Source organism: Gillisia sp. CAL575 (genome assembly GCF_000403785.1).
In the GTDB taxonomy this organism is placed as follows: Bacteria; Bacteroidota; Bacteroidia; order Flavobacteriales; family Flavobacteriaceae; genus Gillisia.
In genome coordinates this window covers 55552-72589 of record NZ_APHJ01000017.1, presented here as the reverse complement: position 1 = coordinate 72589, position 17038 = coordinate 55552, and the positions used below count along the sequence as shown (strand labels likewise).

General features: G+C 35.0%; 13 protein-coding genes, 2 tRNA genes and 1 pseudogene. 8 read left to right on the top strand and 8 right to left on the bottom strand.

The features are described 5' to 3' along the window. The 5 genes and pseudogenes from I130_RS00455 to I130_RS00435 all read left to right on the top strand — a co-directional run. A pseudogene (locus tag I130_RS00455) lies at window positions 1–890 on the top strand (DNA polymerase III subunit alpha); the annotation flags it as partial. A 22-nt stretch (window positions 891–912) separates the two neighbouring features. Then, on the top strand, window positions 913–2175 hold the full coding sequence (locus I130_RS00450) for a putative DNA modification/repair radical SAM protein (protein WP_034917367.1): 1263 nt from the start codon (window positions 913–915) through the stop codon (window positions 2173–2175). Continuing rightward, window positions 2172–2954, top strand: coding sequence for a TIGR03915 family putative DNA repair protein (locus I130_RS00445; protein WP_034917364.1), 783 nt, complete (start codon window positions 2172–2174; stop codon window positions 2952–2954). Before I130_RS00450 ends, I130_RS00445 begins: the two co-directional genes overlap by 4 nt. 43 nt (window positions 2955–2997) lie before the next feature. After that, the gene (locus I130_RS00440; protein WP_034917361.1) at window positions 2998–3252 is read left to right on the top strand and encodes a hypothetical protein; all 255 of its coding nucleotides are present in this window, start codon (window positions 2998–3000) and stop codon (window positions 3250–3252) included. A gap of 83 nt (window positions 3253–3335) precedes the next feature. Beyond that, on the top strand, window positions 3336–3581 hold the full coding sequence (locus tag I130_RS00435; RefSeq protein WP_034917355.1) for a hypothetical protein: 246 nt from the start codon (window positions 3336–3338) through the stop codon (window positions 3579–3581). Window positions 3582–3710: 129 nt separating this feature from the next. Here I130_RS00435 and I130_RS00430 read toward each other — a convergent pair whose 3' ends face one another. Further along, on the bottom strand, window positions 3711–6173 hold the full coding sequence (locus I130_RS00430) for a zinc-dependent metalloprotease (protein ID WP_034917351.1): 2463 nt from the start codon (window positions 6171–6173) through the stop codon (window positions 3711–3713). 133 nt (window positions 6174–6306) lie between these two features. Here I130_RS00430 and I130_RS00425 point away from each other — a divergent pair, with 133 nt between their 5' ends. Further along, entirely contained in the window at window positions 6307–6852 is a 546-nt protein-coding gene (locus I130_RS00425) for a GNAT family N-acetyltransferase (protein WP_034917346.1), read from the top strand. A gap of 82 nt (window positions 6853–6934) precedes the next feature. Here the strand turns inward: I130_RS00425 and I130_RS00420 are convergent. The 6 genes from I130_RS00420 to I130_RS00395 form a co-directional block, all read right to left on the bottom strand. Beyond that, window positions 6935–7020: transfer RNA gene (locus I130_RS00420), tRNA-Leu, on the bottom strand. Between the two features lie 36 nt (window positions 7021–7056). Then, a tRNA-Gly gene (locus tag I130_RS00415) sits at window positions 7057–7129 on the bottom strand. Window positions 7130–7239: 110 nt separating this feature from the next. Beyond that, window positions 7240–9864 carry a DNA mismatch repair protein MutS gene (mutS, locus tag I130_RS00410; RefSeq protein WP_051119566.1) on the bottom strand — a complete coding sequence of 875 codons (2625 nt, stop codon included), beginning with the start codon at window positions 9862–9864 and terminating at the stop codon, window positions 7240–7242. A gap of 509 nt (window positions 9865–10373) precedes the next feature. Beyond that, window positions 10374–11144, bottom strand: a complete 771-nt coding sequence (locus I130_RS00405; protein WP_034917338.1) for a hypothetical protein — start codon at window positions 11142–11144, stop codon at window positions 10374–10376. 69 nt (window positions 11145–11213) lie between these two features. Further along, window positions 11214–11978, bottom strand: coding sequence for a hypothetical protein (locus I130_RS00400; protein ID WP_034917336.1), 765 nt, complete (start codon window positions 11976–11978; stop codon window positions 11214–11216). A 286-nt stretch (window positions 11979–12264) separates the two neighbouring features. Then, window positions 12265–14097 carry an ABC transporter ATP-binding protein gene (locus tag I130_RS00395; RefSeq protein ID WP_034917390.1) on the bottom strand — a complete coding sequence of 611 codons (1833 nt, stop codon included), beginning with the start codon at window positions 14095–14097 and terminating at the stop codon, window positions 12265–12267. 120 nt (window positions 14098–14217) lie between these two features. On the opposite strand from I130_RS00395, the gene I130_RS00390 reads away from it, so the two are divergent. Then, a complete protein-coding gene (locus tag I130_RS00390) occupies window positions 14218–14757 on the top strand; it encodes an RNA methyltransferase (RefSeq protein WP_034917333.1) in 540 nt (179 codons plus the stop codon). 9 nt (window positions 14758–14766) lie between these two features. On the opposite strand, the gene folK is transcribed toward I130_RS00390, so the two are convergent. Then, a complete protein-coding gene (gene folK, locus I130_RS00385; RefSeq protein ID WP_034917329.1) occupies window positions 14767–15915 on the bottom strand; it encodes a 2-amino-4-hydroxy-6-hydroxymethyldihydropteridine diphosphokinase in 1149 nt (382 codons plus the stop codon). Between the two features lie 362 nt (window positions 15916–16277). Here folK and I130_RS00380 point away from each other — a divergent pair, with 362 nt between their 5' ends. Further along, window positions 16278–17036 (top strand): slipin family protein, encoded by a 759-nt coding sequence (locus tag I130_RS00380; RefSeq protein ID WP_034917324.1) that lies wholly within the window; start codon window positions 16278–16280, stop codon window positions 17034–17036. The last annotated feature ends 2 nt before the right edge of the window (window positions 17037–17038 follow it).

The window sequence follows — 17038 nt, the reverse complement described above, 5'->3', positions numbered from 1 at the left end:
TAGCCACTCTTAATAACGGAGGCGGTTTTTATTCTACAGAAATGTATGTGCATGAGGCCAAGATGAGTGGAGCTAATGTAGAGCCGCCATGTATTAATGAAGGGGATTATCATAACACCATAAAAGGAACTACCATTTATTTGGGCTTTGGAAATTTAAAAGAAGTCGAGCATCGCGCTGTACAACGTATTCTAGAGAACAGGAATTTTAAAGGAAAATTTAAATCCTTGGAAAATCTTATAGATCGTGTTCCCATTAGCATAGAGCAATTAAGCATCTTAATTAGGATCAATGCTTTTAGGTTTACAGGTATAGATAAATATCAACTTTTATGGGAGGCTCATTTTAAACTGAACAAGAAACCCAAGAAAGAACATCAGATTCCACTTTTTACGCCAAAGCACAAAAAATTCACCTTACCAGAATTGCATACAACTCTGCCAGAAGAGGCTTTTGAGCAGATAGAACTCTTGGGGTTTCCCTTGTGCAGTCATTTTGATCTGCTACAGGAATCGCCTCAAAACCATTACGGACAAAAGGATCTAGCAGGCTTTCTAAATAAGGAAATTTTGATCTACGGATATCTGGTTACGGTAAAAAACACTAAAACGGCAAAGGGAAAACCTATGAATTTTGGAACTTTTATAGATCGAGAAGGTTCCTTTTTTGACACTATCCTCTTCCCTCCTATTGCTGAAAAATACTCATTTAGAGGAAGTGGAGTTTATGCGCTATTAGGAAAGGTGACCGAAGAATTCGACTTTTTGAGTATTGAAGTAAGCAAAATGAAGAAAGAAGCATATATCATAGATCCGCGGTTTTCTGAAGGAAATCTAGCTACCGGTCACCGAATAGAAAAAATGAAAAGTCTAGAAGAAAAAAAGAATTGAAGCTAAACGAAAAAGAAAAACTATGTCTTTTGAAAGAATTAAAGAAAAATTGAACATTCTTGCAGATGCTGCAAAATATGATATTTCATGTTCAAGTAGCGGGAGCAAACGCGCTAACAAAGGTGGCTTAGGGAATAGTGATGGCGTAGGAATTTGCCACAGTTATACAGAAGATGGTCGTTGCGTTTCTTTGCTGAAGATCTTATTAACCAATCATTGCATTTTTGATTGCGCCTATTGTGTAACTCGCAAAAGCAACGATATAAAAAGGGCTGCATTTAAAGTACAGGAAGTGGTAGATCTCACGATGAATTTTTACCGACGTAATTATATAGAAGGACTTTTTCTAAGTTCAGGAATTTTTAATAGCCCAGATACCACCATGGAAAGATTGGTGCAAGTAGCAAAAAAGCTTAGACTAGAAGAGAATTTCAATGGCTATATTCATCTAAAATCTATTCCCGGAGCCAGTGATGAACTTATGCAGGAAGCTGGACTGTATGCAGACAGACTCTCCGTTAATATAGAAATCCCAACAATCTCAGGTTTAAAATTGCTGGCTCCAGATAAAAAGCATGAAGATTTTATAAAACCAATGGAAGCAGTTAAAAATGCAATCCAGATCTATCAAAGTGAAAAGAAGATAATAAAGAGCACTCCAAAATATGCTCTTGCCGGCCAAAGCACTCAGATGATTGTTGGCGCCACTGGAGAAAGTGATAGAGATGTGATGTATTCTGCCGCTTATTATTATAAAAAGTATAAGATGAAAAGAGTCTATTATTCTGGATATATCCCCGTTGCTAACGATTCCAGACTTCCGGCACTTGGAAGTCCCGTTCCTCTTCTACGCGAGAACAGGCTTTATCAGACAGATTGGTTATTAAGATTTTACGGCTTTGACATTAGGGAACTTTTAAATAATGAAAATCAAAATTTAGACCTAGATATAGATCCAAAATTAAGCTGGGCTTTACGCAATAGAGAACTGTTCCCTTTAGATATCAATAAGGCAGATAAATTGCTCCTCGCGAGAGTACCAGGAATAGGATTAAAATCTGTCTATAAAATAATTGAGGCGAGAAAGTTTAGAAAGTTGAATTGGGAACATCTCAAAAAGATTGGAATAGCTTATAATAGAGCACGATATTTTATAACCTGTGATTCCAATAGTTTTGAAAAGAGAGATCTTTCGAGTCTTCAAATAAAGGGCTTGATCCTTCAAAATTCCAATAGCAAATTCCGAAAAGATTATTCTTCTCAATTAAACCTTTTTAGTTCATGACAGCAGGTACTATATTATTTTATGATGGAACTTTCAATGGATTTCTAACATGTATCTTTTCTGCTTTTGAACAAAAATTAGAGGTGAATGGAATTTATACTGAAGCGACTCCGCAAGAAAACATATTTGCAGAGCCCTTGAACATTAGCACAAATTCAGAAAAAGCGGAGAGAGTTATTATAGGTTTAAAAAAGAAAATTTCCAACGACAGTTATAGACAATTATATTTTGCGTTTTTAAGCGAATTAGAAGGTATTGAGATGCTTCTATTTCAATATATTAATTTGGTATTTAAGGAAGAAAACTTCAGTAGTAAAGATTTCGGACATCCCATTGTTTTAAAAATTAATCAAACTTCAAAAAAGGTAAGTCGAGAAAAGCACCGCATGGAAGCTTTTGTTAGATTTCAACTTACTAAAGATGATATCTTTTTTGCTACTATAGAACCAGATTTTAACGTTTTACCTGTTATTTTAAAGCATTTTGAAAGTAGATATTCAGATCAAAAATGGATTATTTACGATTTAAAGCGAAATTTAGGCTTATTTTATAACCTACAGGAAACCAGTTACATAAATTTTAATTTTAAATCCAAAGATCATCTCGATCCTTCTAACTCCAGTATTTACAGTACTTCCGAAATAGGTTTTCAAAAATTATGGAGAGAATACTTTGAGAGTACCAACATAAAATCCCGCAAGAATATGAAATTACACCTACAACATGTACCCAAAAGATATTGGAAATATTTAACTGAAAAGAGTACTTGGCAAAATTAAAAATTAGTTTAAATTTGCTGTTCAACTAATTAAACATTTTACAATGAAAAAATTATCTTTATTATTATTAGCTGCTGTATTCTCTTTGTCAATCTATTCTTGTAGAGAAACTACAGAAGAAAAAACAGAAGATGCAATGGAAGATGCTGCTGACGACATGGAAGATGCTGCAGATGATGTTGCTGACGACATGGATGACATGGAAAATGACGTAGAAGCTGCTGCTGACAACGCTGAAACTGAATTGAAAGAAGAAGTTAACGGAACTGATGATGTAAATGGTGACGACGACATGTAGTCTTTTGCATTCATAATTTTCTAAAGCCATCTTAATTTTATTGAGATGGCTTTTTTTGGTTTAACTATTTAAAATTTAATCTTATGAAAAAAATATTTTTAATGCTTATGGTTGTTACCATGGCAACATCATTCTATTCTTGCAGAGAAACTACTCAAGAAAAAACTCAAGATGCTTTGGAGTCTATAGGTAAAGACATAGAAACGAATGCAAAAAAAGCAGGAGAGAAAATTGAAGCCGGTGCTGAAAAAGTAGCAAAAGAAATTGATGAGGAAGTTCACAATACAGATGATGTAAATGGTGAAGAAGCTGCAGATGATCTTAACTAAGATCTTTAGCCAATAGATTAAAAAACCGCCCAAAGGCGGTTTTTTTCATTCCTAGTTAGTCCCAATTAATGTCTTCCTATTTTTGGGGGCACTCTTCATATAGAGCTTTATTGAAACAAAAAAGTTCTATTATAAATCGACAGTAAGGGCTGCATTTATTCTTGCAATAAGATCATTCCAATGATATCGGGTTAATGAATCACTTACATTGTTTTTTCTTGTGCTGAGATCTTTTTTCAATCTCTCCATTTCACCACGCATTAAAGCAATAATATCCGACTTTAAAACCTCTTCATTATCTTTTCCTTTTATCTTCTGGAGGTATGCGGAAGAAGCGTCTACATAGGAACGTTGGAGATTTCTACGGTAAGCGTCTGTAACTCTTCCGGAATATAGTTCACTAAAGATCCCTTTTCTAAGGTCATCCATCAATTCTACTGCAGTATAAGCTTCACCACCGTTCATTTGTTGATTACTTACCATCCTCTTCAGCCTCTTCATATCCAGAAGATTATTGAGAGCTCTGGTCTGTAAATTCTGTACACGTTCAATAGCACCGGTTGCTTCAATTCTACTTAGAATTTCCTGGTTTAGCAACCAGTCGGGAGTTGTAAATGCGTGTTTATTTAAAAAATTCACAGCATTCTTCTGAATTTCCTTCGAAACAGCAATATAAACAGCGCCTTCCTGATCTGCAGTTTTCAGGGTTTCATTTACTCCGCCTACATTGGTAACCACATGGTCTACATAACCTCTCCATAATCTGGTCAATTCTCCATAAAGCTCATCAAGCTCCTCGTAATCTACTCCGTCTTTGGAAGTCCATTCAATAAGATTTGGGACCACCTTTTTTAAGTTCGCCAAGCCATATTCACTCGCCTTTACTTGGTCTGCTCCTAAGCTTTCCCTTTGCGATTGAGGATCTACACCATCATAACCACTTCCAAATTCAAACATCCTGTCCCCTGCTTTTTCCAGGATCCATTTATCAAGGATTGGCTTTTCTTCAATAGGACTGTGTGCTTCAGGTAAATATCTATACCCCCAATTGATTGCATAAAGATCATAAGGACCCATCATCCGAATGTACCTAACACCTTTATCATCTGGTTGTGCTACATAATTTACCCTCGCATAATCCATAATAGAAGGAGTTAAACCATACTTCTGAGTAAATTCGGCTGAACGAAGAGAATCTGTAGGGTATGCAGAACTAGCTTTCATATTATGGGGCAAGCCCAAGGCATGTCCTACTTCGTGAGCAATTACCATTCGCATCATTTCCCCTATTTCAGTTTCAGGAGTATTCAAAGTCCTGGCAGCAGGATTTTGTGCTCCTGCCTCTATCATAAATCTATTTCGGTAAGATCGCAAGTGGTTGTGATACCAAATTATGTCACTCTCAATAATTTCCCCAGTACGGGGATCTGAAACCGAAGGACCAGTTGCATTTCTTGTAGTACTTGCCACATACCTTACCACCGAATATCTTGTATCTTCAGGGCTAAATTCGGGATCTTCTTCCTTAGTAGGCGGGTCTTTTGCTATAATAGCATTTTTAAATCCAGCAGCTTCAAAAGCTACGTTCCAATCTTCAATACCCTTTTTAAAATAGGGCCTCCACTTTTCTGGGGTTGCAGGATCCAGATAATACACTATAGGCTTAACCGGCTCTACGAGTTCTCCTCTCTTATAGGCCTCGATATCCTTCGGAACCAATTTCCACTTTCTTATAATCTTGTAATCATCAGATTTAAGTTCATCTGAATTATAATCGTATTTCTGAATACTGAACCATCCTACTCTTTCATCTGCCAATCTTGGCTGCATTTTCACATCCGGAAGTAAGATCATAGACTGGTTCATCAGCAAAGAAATAGTTCCGGCCTGATCTTTCTCCGGCGGCTCTTCTGCTTCATAGGTCATTACATGTTTTACTTCAATATTCTTCGGGAAAGATTGAACCGACTCGATATAGGAACGATTTTGATCAAGTTTTTTTACTTTATACTTTTTTTTAAGAGAGTTAGAAATACCATTAATCGCTTCTATATCATCTTCATATAAACTATTTACCTCCACTACTACAGCTGTAGAATCCCGATTGTAAGCAGATATTTTGGTGCTGTAGAGAATCGGGAAAAAATTATTGGCAGCAACAGACTGATATATTGGAGAATTCTCATCACTTTCATTCTCAAAACTAATAATCTTCACATCTACATTCTGCCCCCTTTTGATCCAGCGGACAACCTGTTCATTTACTTTGGAACCTGCATTTACATAGCCACCACCAAAACCGGCCGGCACCTTTGCAATCCTGCTCACTAAGAGCATATCCTGATCAAGAAGATTAAGCGGGATTTCAAAATATAATTTATCTCCAACTCTATGTGTCGTAAATAAGCCCTCATCACTTTTTGCTGCTGAAGTAATTACTTCCTGATATGGTTTTATGTTGTCATTTTCTTTTTTAGGATTTGTTGCTGAAGTTGATTTGTTTTCAGATTGTGTGTTTGTTATTTGTCTATGGCTCTGGCATCCAAGAAAAACAATTGCCATAAAACCAATTGCAGATAATTTTTTGATCATATTTAAATTTTTTTGATGTCTCAATATAAGAAAACTTAAAAGAATTTAAGCTACAGAAAATACCCTGCTTTATTTGTTAGAGGTTGTATAATTAATCTTAATTTTCTGCATTCAGAAAAAAGAAGTCATCATCATGAATTTATTTGAGTTATCCACCAATCGTTTGTCCTTAGTCGCTTTGAGCCAAGAAGAGCTTCAATTTGTACATGCGTTACACTCCAATCCGGAAGTAGATTTTTACAACACTCTTGGCATCCCTACAACAATAGAAGATACTGAAGCTATTCTCAATGAGATGGTTTTAGAAAATGAAAAAGAAGACATCCGAAAATTCACCTTCTGCATTAAATTGAATGATCAAAGTATAGGATTGATTGCCTTGAATTTAGGAAATAAGAAATACGAGATTGGAGAGATCTGGTATAAATTCCTTCCAGAATTCTGGAATCAGGGATTTGCAACTGAGGCTTTAAAAGTACTTATCCATTTCGGGTTCCATAAATTAAAGCTTCATAGGATAGAGGCAGGATGTGCTTCTAAAAACATAGGATCTGTAAAGGTATTAGAAAAAGCAGGAATGATTAGAGAAGGCCATAAGAGGCAACACTTGCCCTTAAAATCGGGCTGGGCAGATTGCTATGAATATGGTATGCTGATCACAGATTTAAAGGGGAGCTAGAATTATTTCTGAGGTCATTAAGCAAACCAAAAATATTTAAATCAAAAAACCCTCTAAATCAATAAGATAAAGAGGGTTTTTGTACTCGGAGCGGGACTTGAACCCGCACGACCGTTGCTGATCATTGGATTTTAAGTCCAACGTGTCTACCAATTCCACCATCCGAGCGTGGATTTTAATAAAATGCGATTTTTCGCCTGTCAGAGCGAAAAACGGGATTCGAACCCGCGACCTCCACCTTGGCAAGGTGGCGCTCTACCAGCTGAGCTATTTTCGCAATTTGTCTGAACGTTTTCCGGTTTCCCGAAGAGCAATAATTCCTTATTGCGGTTGCAAATTTAAAACAATTCTTATAATACCAAAGGATTTTCTACAAAATTATCGCCTTTAAATCTGAGCTTTTTGTTTCCCTGAAAGCATTCTCTTTATTTCATTTAATTTCATCAAGGCTTCAATTGGCGTAAGTGTATCAATATCAATATGCAAGAGCTCTTCTTTCAATTCCTGAAGCAAAGGATCGTCCAAATTGAAAAAACTTAATTGCATCTCTTGTTCCGCAGAATTTTTTAAAATTTCCCCAGAATCTTCCATTTTATGAGATTTTTCCAGCCTCTTCAAGATCTTATTAGCTCTACTTATTACTTGTTGTGGCATTCCTGCCATTTTCGCTACGTGAATTCCAAAACTATGCGCACTCCCCCCAGGAATCAATTTCCGAAGAAAAAGCACAGTATCTTTTAATTCCTTTACAGAGACATTATAATTCTTGATACGACTAAATGTGTCACCCATTTCATTTAATTCATGGTAATGGGTTGCAAAAAGTGTTTTTGCATGCGTAGGATGTTCATGAAGATATTCCGTAATAGCCCAAGCAATTGAGATACCATCATAAGTACTTGTTCCCCTACCAATTTCATCCAATAGTACCAAACTACGTTCAGAGAGGTTATTAAGAATGCTCGCAGTCTCATTCATCTCTACCATAAAAGTTGATTCTCCCATAGAGATATTATCGCTCGCTCCTACTCTGGTGAAAATTTTATCTACCAAACCAATTCTCGCGCTTTCTGCTGGAACAAAACTTCCCATTTGAGCCAGTAATACTATAAGTGCCGTTTGTCTTAAAATAGCCGATTTACCACTCATGTTAGGCCCAGTGATCATTATTACCTGCTGAGTTTCTCTATCTAAGAAAACATCATTGGTAATATACTGTTCCCCGTGAGCTAATTGTTTTTCTATAACCGGATGCCTACCATTCTTGATCTCCAATTCTGTAGAATCATCTATCTCAGGCTTGTTATAGTTCTCCAAGATCGCTTGTTGTGAAAATGAGGACAGACAATCTAACTGTCCAATTAATCGCGCATTTTGCTGCACAGGATTAATATAATCTCTCATCCAGTCTACAAGACCCGAAAACAATTCTTGCTCTAAATTCAAGATCTTTTCTTCTGCACCCAAGATCTTACCTTCGTATTCCTTCAATTCTTCAGTAATATACCGCTCTGCATTCACCAAAGTCTGTTTTCTAGTCCATTCTTCCGGCACTTTATCTTTATGGCTATTCCTTACCTCAATATAATAGCCATAAACATTATTGCTTCCTATTTTAAGAGAAGTGATTCCCGTAGCTCTACTTTCCCGCTCCAACATCTCATTCAAGTAATCTTTTCCTGAAAAAGCAATATTTCTAAGATCATCCAACTCCGAGTGATAACCTTTAGCAATGGTATTTCCTTTCACAATATTTACAGGAGCCTCCTCATGCAACATTTCGTTGATCTTAGTTCTTAAAACCTCACAGCTTTGTAATTTATCACCAAGCACTTTTAACGACTCTTCCTTAGCACTCATTGCCAGTTTTTTGATTGGCATAATGGCATCTAAAGAATTATTTAAATGAATTACTTCTCGAGGACAAATTTTCCCAGTAGCTACTTTAGAGATCAATCTTTCTAGATCGCTAATTCTTTTTATTTGTTTCTGAAGTTGTGCTAACTCTTCTTTATTCTGACTAAAATAGCTTACCACTTGATGCCTAGCTTTTATTTTTTCAGCATTTTTAAGCGGAAGCGCTAGCCATCGTTTCATCATTCTACCTCCCATTGGGGAAATAGTTTTATCTATGATCTCCAAAAGGGTTACTGCATTTTGGGCGTTGGAATTGTACAACTCAAGATTTCTAATAGTAAACCTATCCATCCACACATATTCCTCTTCAGCAATTCTATTTAAAGAAGCGATATGCTGCAATTTATGATGTTGGGTTTCACTTAGGTAATATAGAATAGCTCCTGAAGCAATAATCCCTTCTTCTAAATGATCTACTCCAAAGCCTTTCAAAGACTTAGTTTTAAAATGTTCGTTCAGGGATTCATATCCATAATCTAATTTAAAAACCCAATCTTCTAGATAAAAGCAATGAAAACTGTCTCCAAAAGTTTTAGTAAATTCCTTTTTATAGTTTTTCTGAATAAGGACTTCACTAGGTCCAAAATTTTGAAGCAATTTATCTATATATTCTGCTGAACCCTGCGCCGTTAAAAACTCCCCCGTAGAAACATCCAGAAAAGAAATTCCCATGGTTTTCTTACCATAATGAACAGCACATAAAAAATTATTGGCCTTGCTATTTAAAACCTCATCATTCATTGCAACTCCTGGAGTTACCAACTCTGTAACTCCTCTTTTTACAATAGTTTTTGTGAGCTTAGGATCTTCTAACTGATCGCAAATTGCCACCCGCAAACCAGCTTTAACCAACTTTGGCAAATAGGTATTTAGGGCATGGTGAGGAAATCCTGCCAAGGCAGTTTCTGTTTCACTGCCATTCCCTCTTTTAGTTAGAACAATGTTTAAAATTCTGGAGGTTCTAATGGCATCTTCTCCAAATGTTTCATAAAAATCTCCAATTCTGAACAACAAAAGTGCATCAGGATATTTCACCTTAATGGAGTTATATTGTTTCATTAAAGGAGTGATTGATTTAGGTTTTTTAGCTGCCAAAGGATTTAAATTTTATTCTTGCTAAAATACTCAATCCTAAAGGCTATGAGAAATTTAAAAAGATGCTTTTATCCAAAATTATTCACAATAGCTACGAAGTAGAATGTCTCTAATATATAGTTCAATTTAAAAGAGATCAAATTTATTTCAAAATTAAAGCATTCTCTAACCTCTATACTTGGTTAAGAGGATGCTAATAATGTAATTAAGATTTATTTTTTAAAAATAGAATCAAAGAATCTTATTTTTTTTTTGGCTCTACTCTAATTAGCTCTAATTAGTCTTACTTATGTTGTATTGGCTCTTTTTTCTGAGTTTTTGTCATTTCCCAACAATACTTTATGATTATCTGGCGCAGCAATAACTGCATCAAGTTCCTTTTTCCAGTCTGCAGGATCACCTGTCTAATATTTTAAAGACATAAGCGATTTTTGAACTTGAGAAAAAAAATTTGAACCATCAAGCATACATAACAACACGATGAAAAAAATTATAGTTTTTATAATCCTCTAATTTGGTTGTCGCTGTGCAACTTTTATTTCCCCAGAAATCCCACTAAGTTCTGGTCTAAAAAACCATAACTCAGAATACTTCCCTTGAGTTACATTCTCCCAGTCTTTAAGGAAAGTTTCAAAACTTCCAGCCCCATGCACCTCATTAAATTTATCTGCAAACTTCCAGTCTTCTCCCATCCAAGCAGATTTTTCGAAAAACGAAATAAAGGAGATATCATTTCCATCCTTGCTATTAGGTAGTTCATTTGTATAAATTCCGAAAGCCTCTTCAGAGAACTTATCTTTCATAACCTTTTGTATCTTTCCTAACAAAGCCATTGCTTTTGCTCCTTGATAAGGTTTTATATCATAATAATCTACCAGCAATTTACTCAGTGTAAAATCTTTAGGAAAATTAGAAAGTCCTGCTTCAAACTTAAAATAGGTCTGATCTGTTTCTGGCAACATGTATTGAAGTACATTGGAGTTCCAATCTTCATCATGCCCTTCTTTTTCAGGTCTATTATCAAACGCACTCCAAGGTAAAGGCCCCATTACCCATAAATATTTTCCAGTGTTAGGTCCATTCCCTATCCAATAGACTCTGGCACCATATTGACCTTCATTATGATATTGTTTATTGTGTGAAGCGAGTCCAGATTCAAATTGTGAAATCTTATCCAATTTAGGGGATAACAGTCCGTTTTCAAAAACCATATACTCGGTGCTGCTCTGGGATACTGCTAGAAAAGGGACTAGCAATATCAAGTAAAAAATTCTTTTCATAATTATATACTTAAATGGTTAATCGTAGGTTATTACTAAAGATCTTAGGTACTTTAAATCTCTTGATCTTTACTTGGAAGCCATATAGGAAAGATCTGGTCTCATCCAACCTCTCACCGTCTCTGTTTTTAAAAGGATCTTATTAAGATTGGCAAAAAGTTCTTGCCCTTTGGGTCCCATAATTTTTCTTGCTTCAGCACTTTTACGTTCCATATCCATCGCATCTTTTGCCGCAACAGCTACCAAAAAGAAGGTGCCATCTGTCCCAAATCCACTTCTATAGAGTCTATAATGCGTCCCAATATTATTATCTGTATAAAATTTCTTGAAGGCTTGTGCTACTTCAACCGCTTTATCACTATTTGAAGGAGCAAAATAATACAAAGTGTTTTCTCTATAATTCTCTCCTTCAATCATAGTTTGCATTCCGTCTGGCATATAGCTCAATTCCTTATCAAGGCTGATAACATAGTCTGAATGCTTATCATAACATTTATCAAAATCTTCAAAAACCTTATCAAAATCCTCAGCTCCCACTTTCTCTCTTAAAGAGGACATTGAATTAACATCGAGTTCTGCAAAATTTTTCATAGGAGATATGTAATGATACTTATTATCTTCTGTAGCTAATGTCATCCAACTGTGCGCATAGTTGTTATCCTTACACATTTTCGCAAAGTCCGTAGCAGTTTTTTCATACTCTGTTTGCATAGAAGGTTTCACAGGATCCATATGGATTAGATATCTCTGATACCTAGATTCTTCCTGAGATTGCATGTTAAACGTGAACATACAACCGAACAATAAAAGCCCTAATAATTTAATAGTTCTCATAATCTCTAAATTTTAGTTGGTTAATTAATTATAATAAAATCCCGATCCAGAATTTTAAATTCAAGAATCAGTGCAATTATTTAAAACTAAAATGTGGGGCCGGTTTCCGTAAAATACGGAAAACACTATCTGGGATATTTGAGGGGGAAGGAGTAAAAAAATCTTATTTATTATGAATAAGATAATCAAAGTTATTAAAAATATGTTAAATACCTATTAAGTATTAATAAAAATTAAATTATTCATGTGATTTTCTCATATATCGCCGAGATAATATGAGGAAATATTATTGATACCCCGCCGCTTGAAGATTGAATAATTCGGTATATAATTTATTATTCTCCATTAATTCTTGATGAGTTCCAATTTCTAGAACAGTTCCATTCTTTAATACCATAATACGATCTGCAATTCGAACAGTGCTAAATCTATGTGAAATGATCACTGCTGTTTTTCCTTCGGTCAATTTTATAAATCTATCAAAAGCTTCCGTTTCTGCTCTTGCATCTAATGCTGACGTTGGCTCATCTAAAACTAATACTTCAGCATCTTTCATATAAGCTCTTGCGATAGCGATCTTTTGCCATTGACCTCCCGAAAGATCCTTACCATTTTTAAATCGCTTTCCTAATTGCTGCTCGTAGCCACCAGGTAATTCTGAAACTACCTGATTTGCGAGGCTTTTATCTGCTGCATTATCTATTCTAGATTGATTCCCGATCTCATCTATTTCACCCATCGCGATATTCTCCCGTAATGTTAATTCGAATTTCACAAAATCCTGAAAAATCACTCCGAAATATTGTTGATATTGAAGCTGATTGTATTTTTTAATTGGCACGCCATCCAATAGGATTTCACCTTCGGTTGGTTCATAGAATTGCAACAATAATTTTATAAGAGTGGTTTTCCCTGCTCCATTTTCTCCAACAAAAGCAAGCTTCTCACCTGCTTTCAATTCAAAACTCACATTGCGAATTACCCATCTTTCAGATTTTGGATATTTAAAACCAACATTAATAAAGGTAAATCCTGTTTTAATATTTTTAGGTAAAGCAAGTCCTGAAACTTCTTCAGATCTATCAAATGTAAGATCTAAAAACTCAAAATAATCTTGAAGATATAATGCGCTTTCTGTAATCGCTGTAAATCTGGTAAAAAACCCTTGTAATTTATTTTGCAAACTTTTAAAAGATCCCGAAAGAAAGGTAAGATCTCCTAAACTAAATACACCCACAACGGTTCTAAAAACTATTAGCACGTATGCCCCATAATATGCCCCAGTTCCTATTACATTGAAAAATGAACCCCAGGCTGCACGCTGCTTTGCAAGCTGCTTACTTTCCTTATAATATTTATTGGAAAGGTTTTGAAATCTAGTTGCAAGGTAATCTGAAAGACCAAACAATTTCACCTCTTTGGCAGTAACATCACTAGCACCCGCATATCTTAAATAATCTAGTTCTCTACGTTCCTGTGTCCAACTTCTGGCCAAAGAATAACTAGTCCCGCTAAATTTAATTTCGTTAATTATAGTTGGGACTATAGAAACAATTAGCAGAATTATTAGCCAAGGCTCGAAGGCAACCACCCCAGCCATTAAAGAAATAATTACAATTACATCTTGGCCTTGAGTTAAAATATTAGACATCAAGCCTACTCTTCCTGTTGTTTGTTGCCTTGCGCGTTCTAATTTATCGTAGAATTCTGAATCTTCTAACTGATCTAAATTTATTTCTGAAGTTTTCTTTATGATCTTTACTGAAGTATCTATAGAATATTGATCTCCCAAAAGCGCATCTGTAAGCGCGATTGCTCTAGACAATAGATCTGAAAGTATTGCCAATCCAAGTTCTATTCCTACAAATAACCAAAGCCTGTCATAATCTTTTACATCTGCAGCTATTTGAAGCACCACCTCATCTACAATTATTTTTCCTATCAATAAAATGAGTACGGGTAAACTCGCATTTATTACTCTACTTGCTACGTTTGCATAGAATAATAAAGGATTGACCTTTCGTATTTCTTTAAAAAAACGAGGCACGAACTTTAATGAAGCAAAGCTTTCTTTAAAGTTAATCTTTTCAGGTTTTAAGGATCTTTGTGGTCTTGGCAAGAGCTGTTTTTTTATAAGCAAGCAAGTTACTCAGGAAATATTAAATTTTGAAGAAAACTAGGTTAACTATTTCCTTTTAACATCTCAAAAAATGCATATAAATATTCATATTTTTGCGATATGGCCGAAAATAGAAAATTAAAAAATAGCGAGTTAGAAAGAAAGACTATTTCAGAATTTAAAGAAGCAACTAAAACGCCTCTAATTGTAATTCTGGATAATATTAGAAGCTTAAATAATATTGGTTCTGTTTTTAGAACGGCTGATGCTTTTTTAATAAAAAAGGTGTATTTATGTGGCATCACCGCTACTCCACCGCATAAAGACATTCAAAAAACAGCCTTAGGAGCTACAGAAACTGTGGAATGGGAATATGTGGAAGATACCATCTCTCTTATCAAACAACTTCAGGATGAGCAGATTCAAATTTTAGCAATAGAGCAGGCTGAAGGCGCAATCATGTTAAATGACTTTATGCCGAAAAAAGATAAAACTTATGCGGTAGTTTTTGGAAATGAAGTAAAAGGTGTGCAGCAAGAAGTAGTCTCTGCCAGTGATAAAATAATAGAAATACCTCAACTTGGAAGTAAGCATTCCTTAAATATAGCAGTAAGCACAGGTGTTGTTTTATGGGATCTTTTCAGCAAAATATCTTCTTAAAAATAATTTTTAACGCGAAATTCCTGAAACTGTTTCTTCTATTTTCTCTAAAATAGCTAGGTAATCACAGCGATTATTTACAAAATCCAGTTCAGATATGTCAATGATCTTCACTTTGATATTGGACTGAGATTTAATAAATGATAAATAGCTTTTATTGATCTCTATTAAATATTCTGGCTGAATATTTTGCTCGTAATCACGACCTCTATTTTTAATATTTTCAAGTAATCTTTCTGTATTTTGATATAGATAAATATAAAGATCTGGCTTGATCAATTCTTTATACATTATTCTGAAAAGCTTATCATATAAAGCATATTCATCTTCCTGAAGCGTGATCTTAGCAAAGATCAAAGATTTAAACACATCGTAATCTGAAACTATAAAATCTGCAAAGAGATCGTACTGCGCAAGATCATCTGAAAGTTGCTGATAACGGTCTGCTAAAAAGGACATTTCCAGCGGGAAAGCATATCTATTCTTGTCTTCGTAAAATTTAGGTAAAAAAGGATTATCCTTAAATCGCTCCAAAATTAATTTCGCATTAAAATCTTGCGAAACCATTGTGGATAAACTTGTCTTTCCAGCTCCAATATTTCCTTCAATAGCTATGTAATTGTAGTTGATAAAGCTATATTTTTTGGATGGCGAAACTAGACTTTCTGGATAAACCTCTATTGAAGAATCATCTTCTAGTCGGTCTTTTAAATCGGCTATAGATGTTTTCAAAATTGGATGTATTTCCTTGCCTGCAATATCTGCTAATGGAAATAATACAAACTTCCTATTTTGCATCTCGGGATGTGGAACTTTTAAGCTTGAAGAATTTATAATTTCATCCTGCACTAATATAATATCCAGATCTATTTTTCTACTAGAATATCCTTCATTATTTGTTCTAAGTCTTCCTAAATCGGTTTCTATTGCTAAGAGCTTCTGTAAAACTTCTTCTGGAGAAAATCTTGAAGAGAAAGCCGCACAAGCATTTAAAAACAAATCGCCTTGAAAACCCCAAGCTGGAGTCTCGTATACTTGAGAAATACTATTCACCTCACCAATTTCAGTATAAATCTCAGCTATAGCTTGCTGTAATAATTGCATTCTATTGCCATCATTACTGCCTAGCGCTATATAGTATAATCTTGGAGAATTCAAACTTAAAATTGAAGGTTTAAGAAGGGAGTTATTAAATTTCTCAGCAAATTAAGTAAAACAAATCAACATAAACTTAACTTTAATGAAGAGAGGTTATAAAAAACTATTTTTTAGCGAAATTAAAAAACCAGTGCAGGGCTTTACATTTGGAGATTTTAAAAATTAGGAAACCTAAATGCTTCACGCCTTGCATTATCCTCTAACAATGCTTAAATTTAGATGAATTTATTAAAATTCCCTGTCAGGATTTTTGAAACGTATAGGTTAATTAAGTTCCTACAAATGTCGACCCAATAATAGCGTTTCCCCTCTAAAAACCTGATTTAATGAATTGGAGTTAGTGTTAACTTAATTCTAAGCCTATGGTACCTTCCGCAGTTTTCGTAGTTCTATTATTTTTTATCTTATTAAGTGGTATTCGAATTGTTTTTGAGTACAAAAGAGCTTTAAAATTTAGATTTGGTAAATATATAAAGACGTTAAAACCAGGTTTTAAGTGGATAATTCCTTTGGTTGAAACTATCCAAATAGTAGATATTCGGGTGATCACAATTAATATCCTTTCTCAAGAAGTAATGACCGAGGATAATGTTCCTTGTAGCATAGATGGCGTGGTTTTCTTTAGAATTAACGATCCTGAAAAAGCGGTTTTACAGGTAGAAGAGTATAATTATGCGATCACTCAATTGTCACAAGCTGCATTAAGAGATGTTTGCGGAAAAGTGGAACTAGATACTATTCTATCTAAACGAGAGGAGATGGGTAAGAACATAAAGGCGATCGTAGAAGAGGAAACCCGGGAATGGGGAATTGAAATTATAGGGATGAAAATTAAAGACATCCAGTTACCTGAAAACATGAAACGCATGATGGCAGGGCAAGCAGAAGCAGAACGCTCCCGAAGGTCGCAGATAATCCTCGCTTTGGCCGAAGAGCAAGCTGCAGGAAAGCTTTTAGAAGCAGGAAAATTGATAGATCAATCTCCTTCAGCAATTAAATTAAGACTTTACCAGACCCTATCTAATATTGCGGCAGAGAAAAATTCAACGATCGTTTTTCCTTTTCCTGAAGAAGTACTCTCAAAAATTAATAAATCACTAACAAAAGATCGCGAAGATTAAGA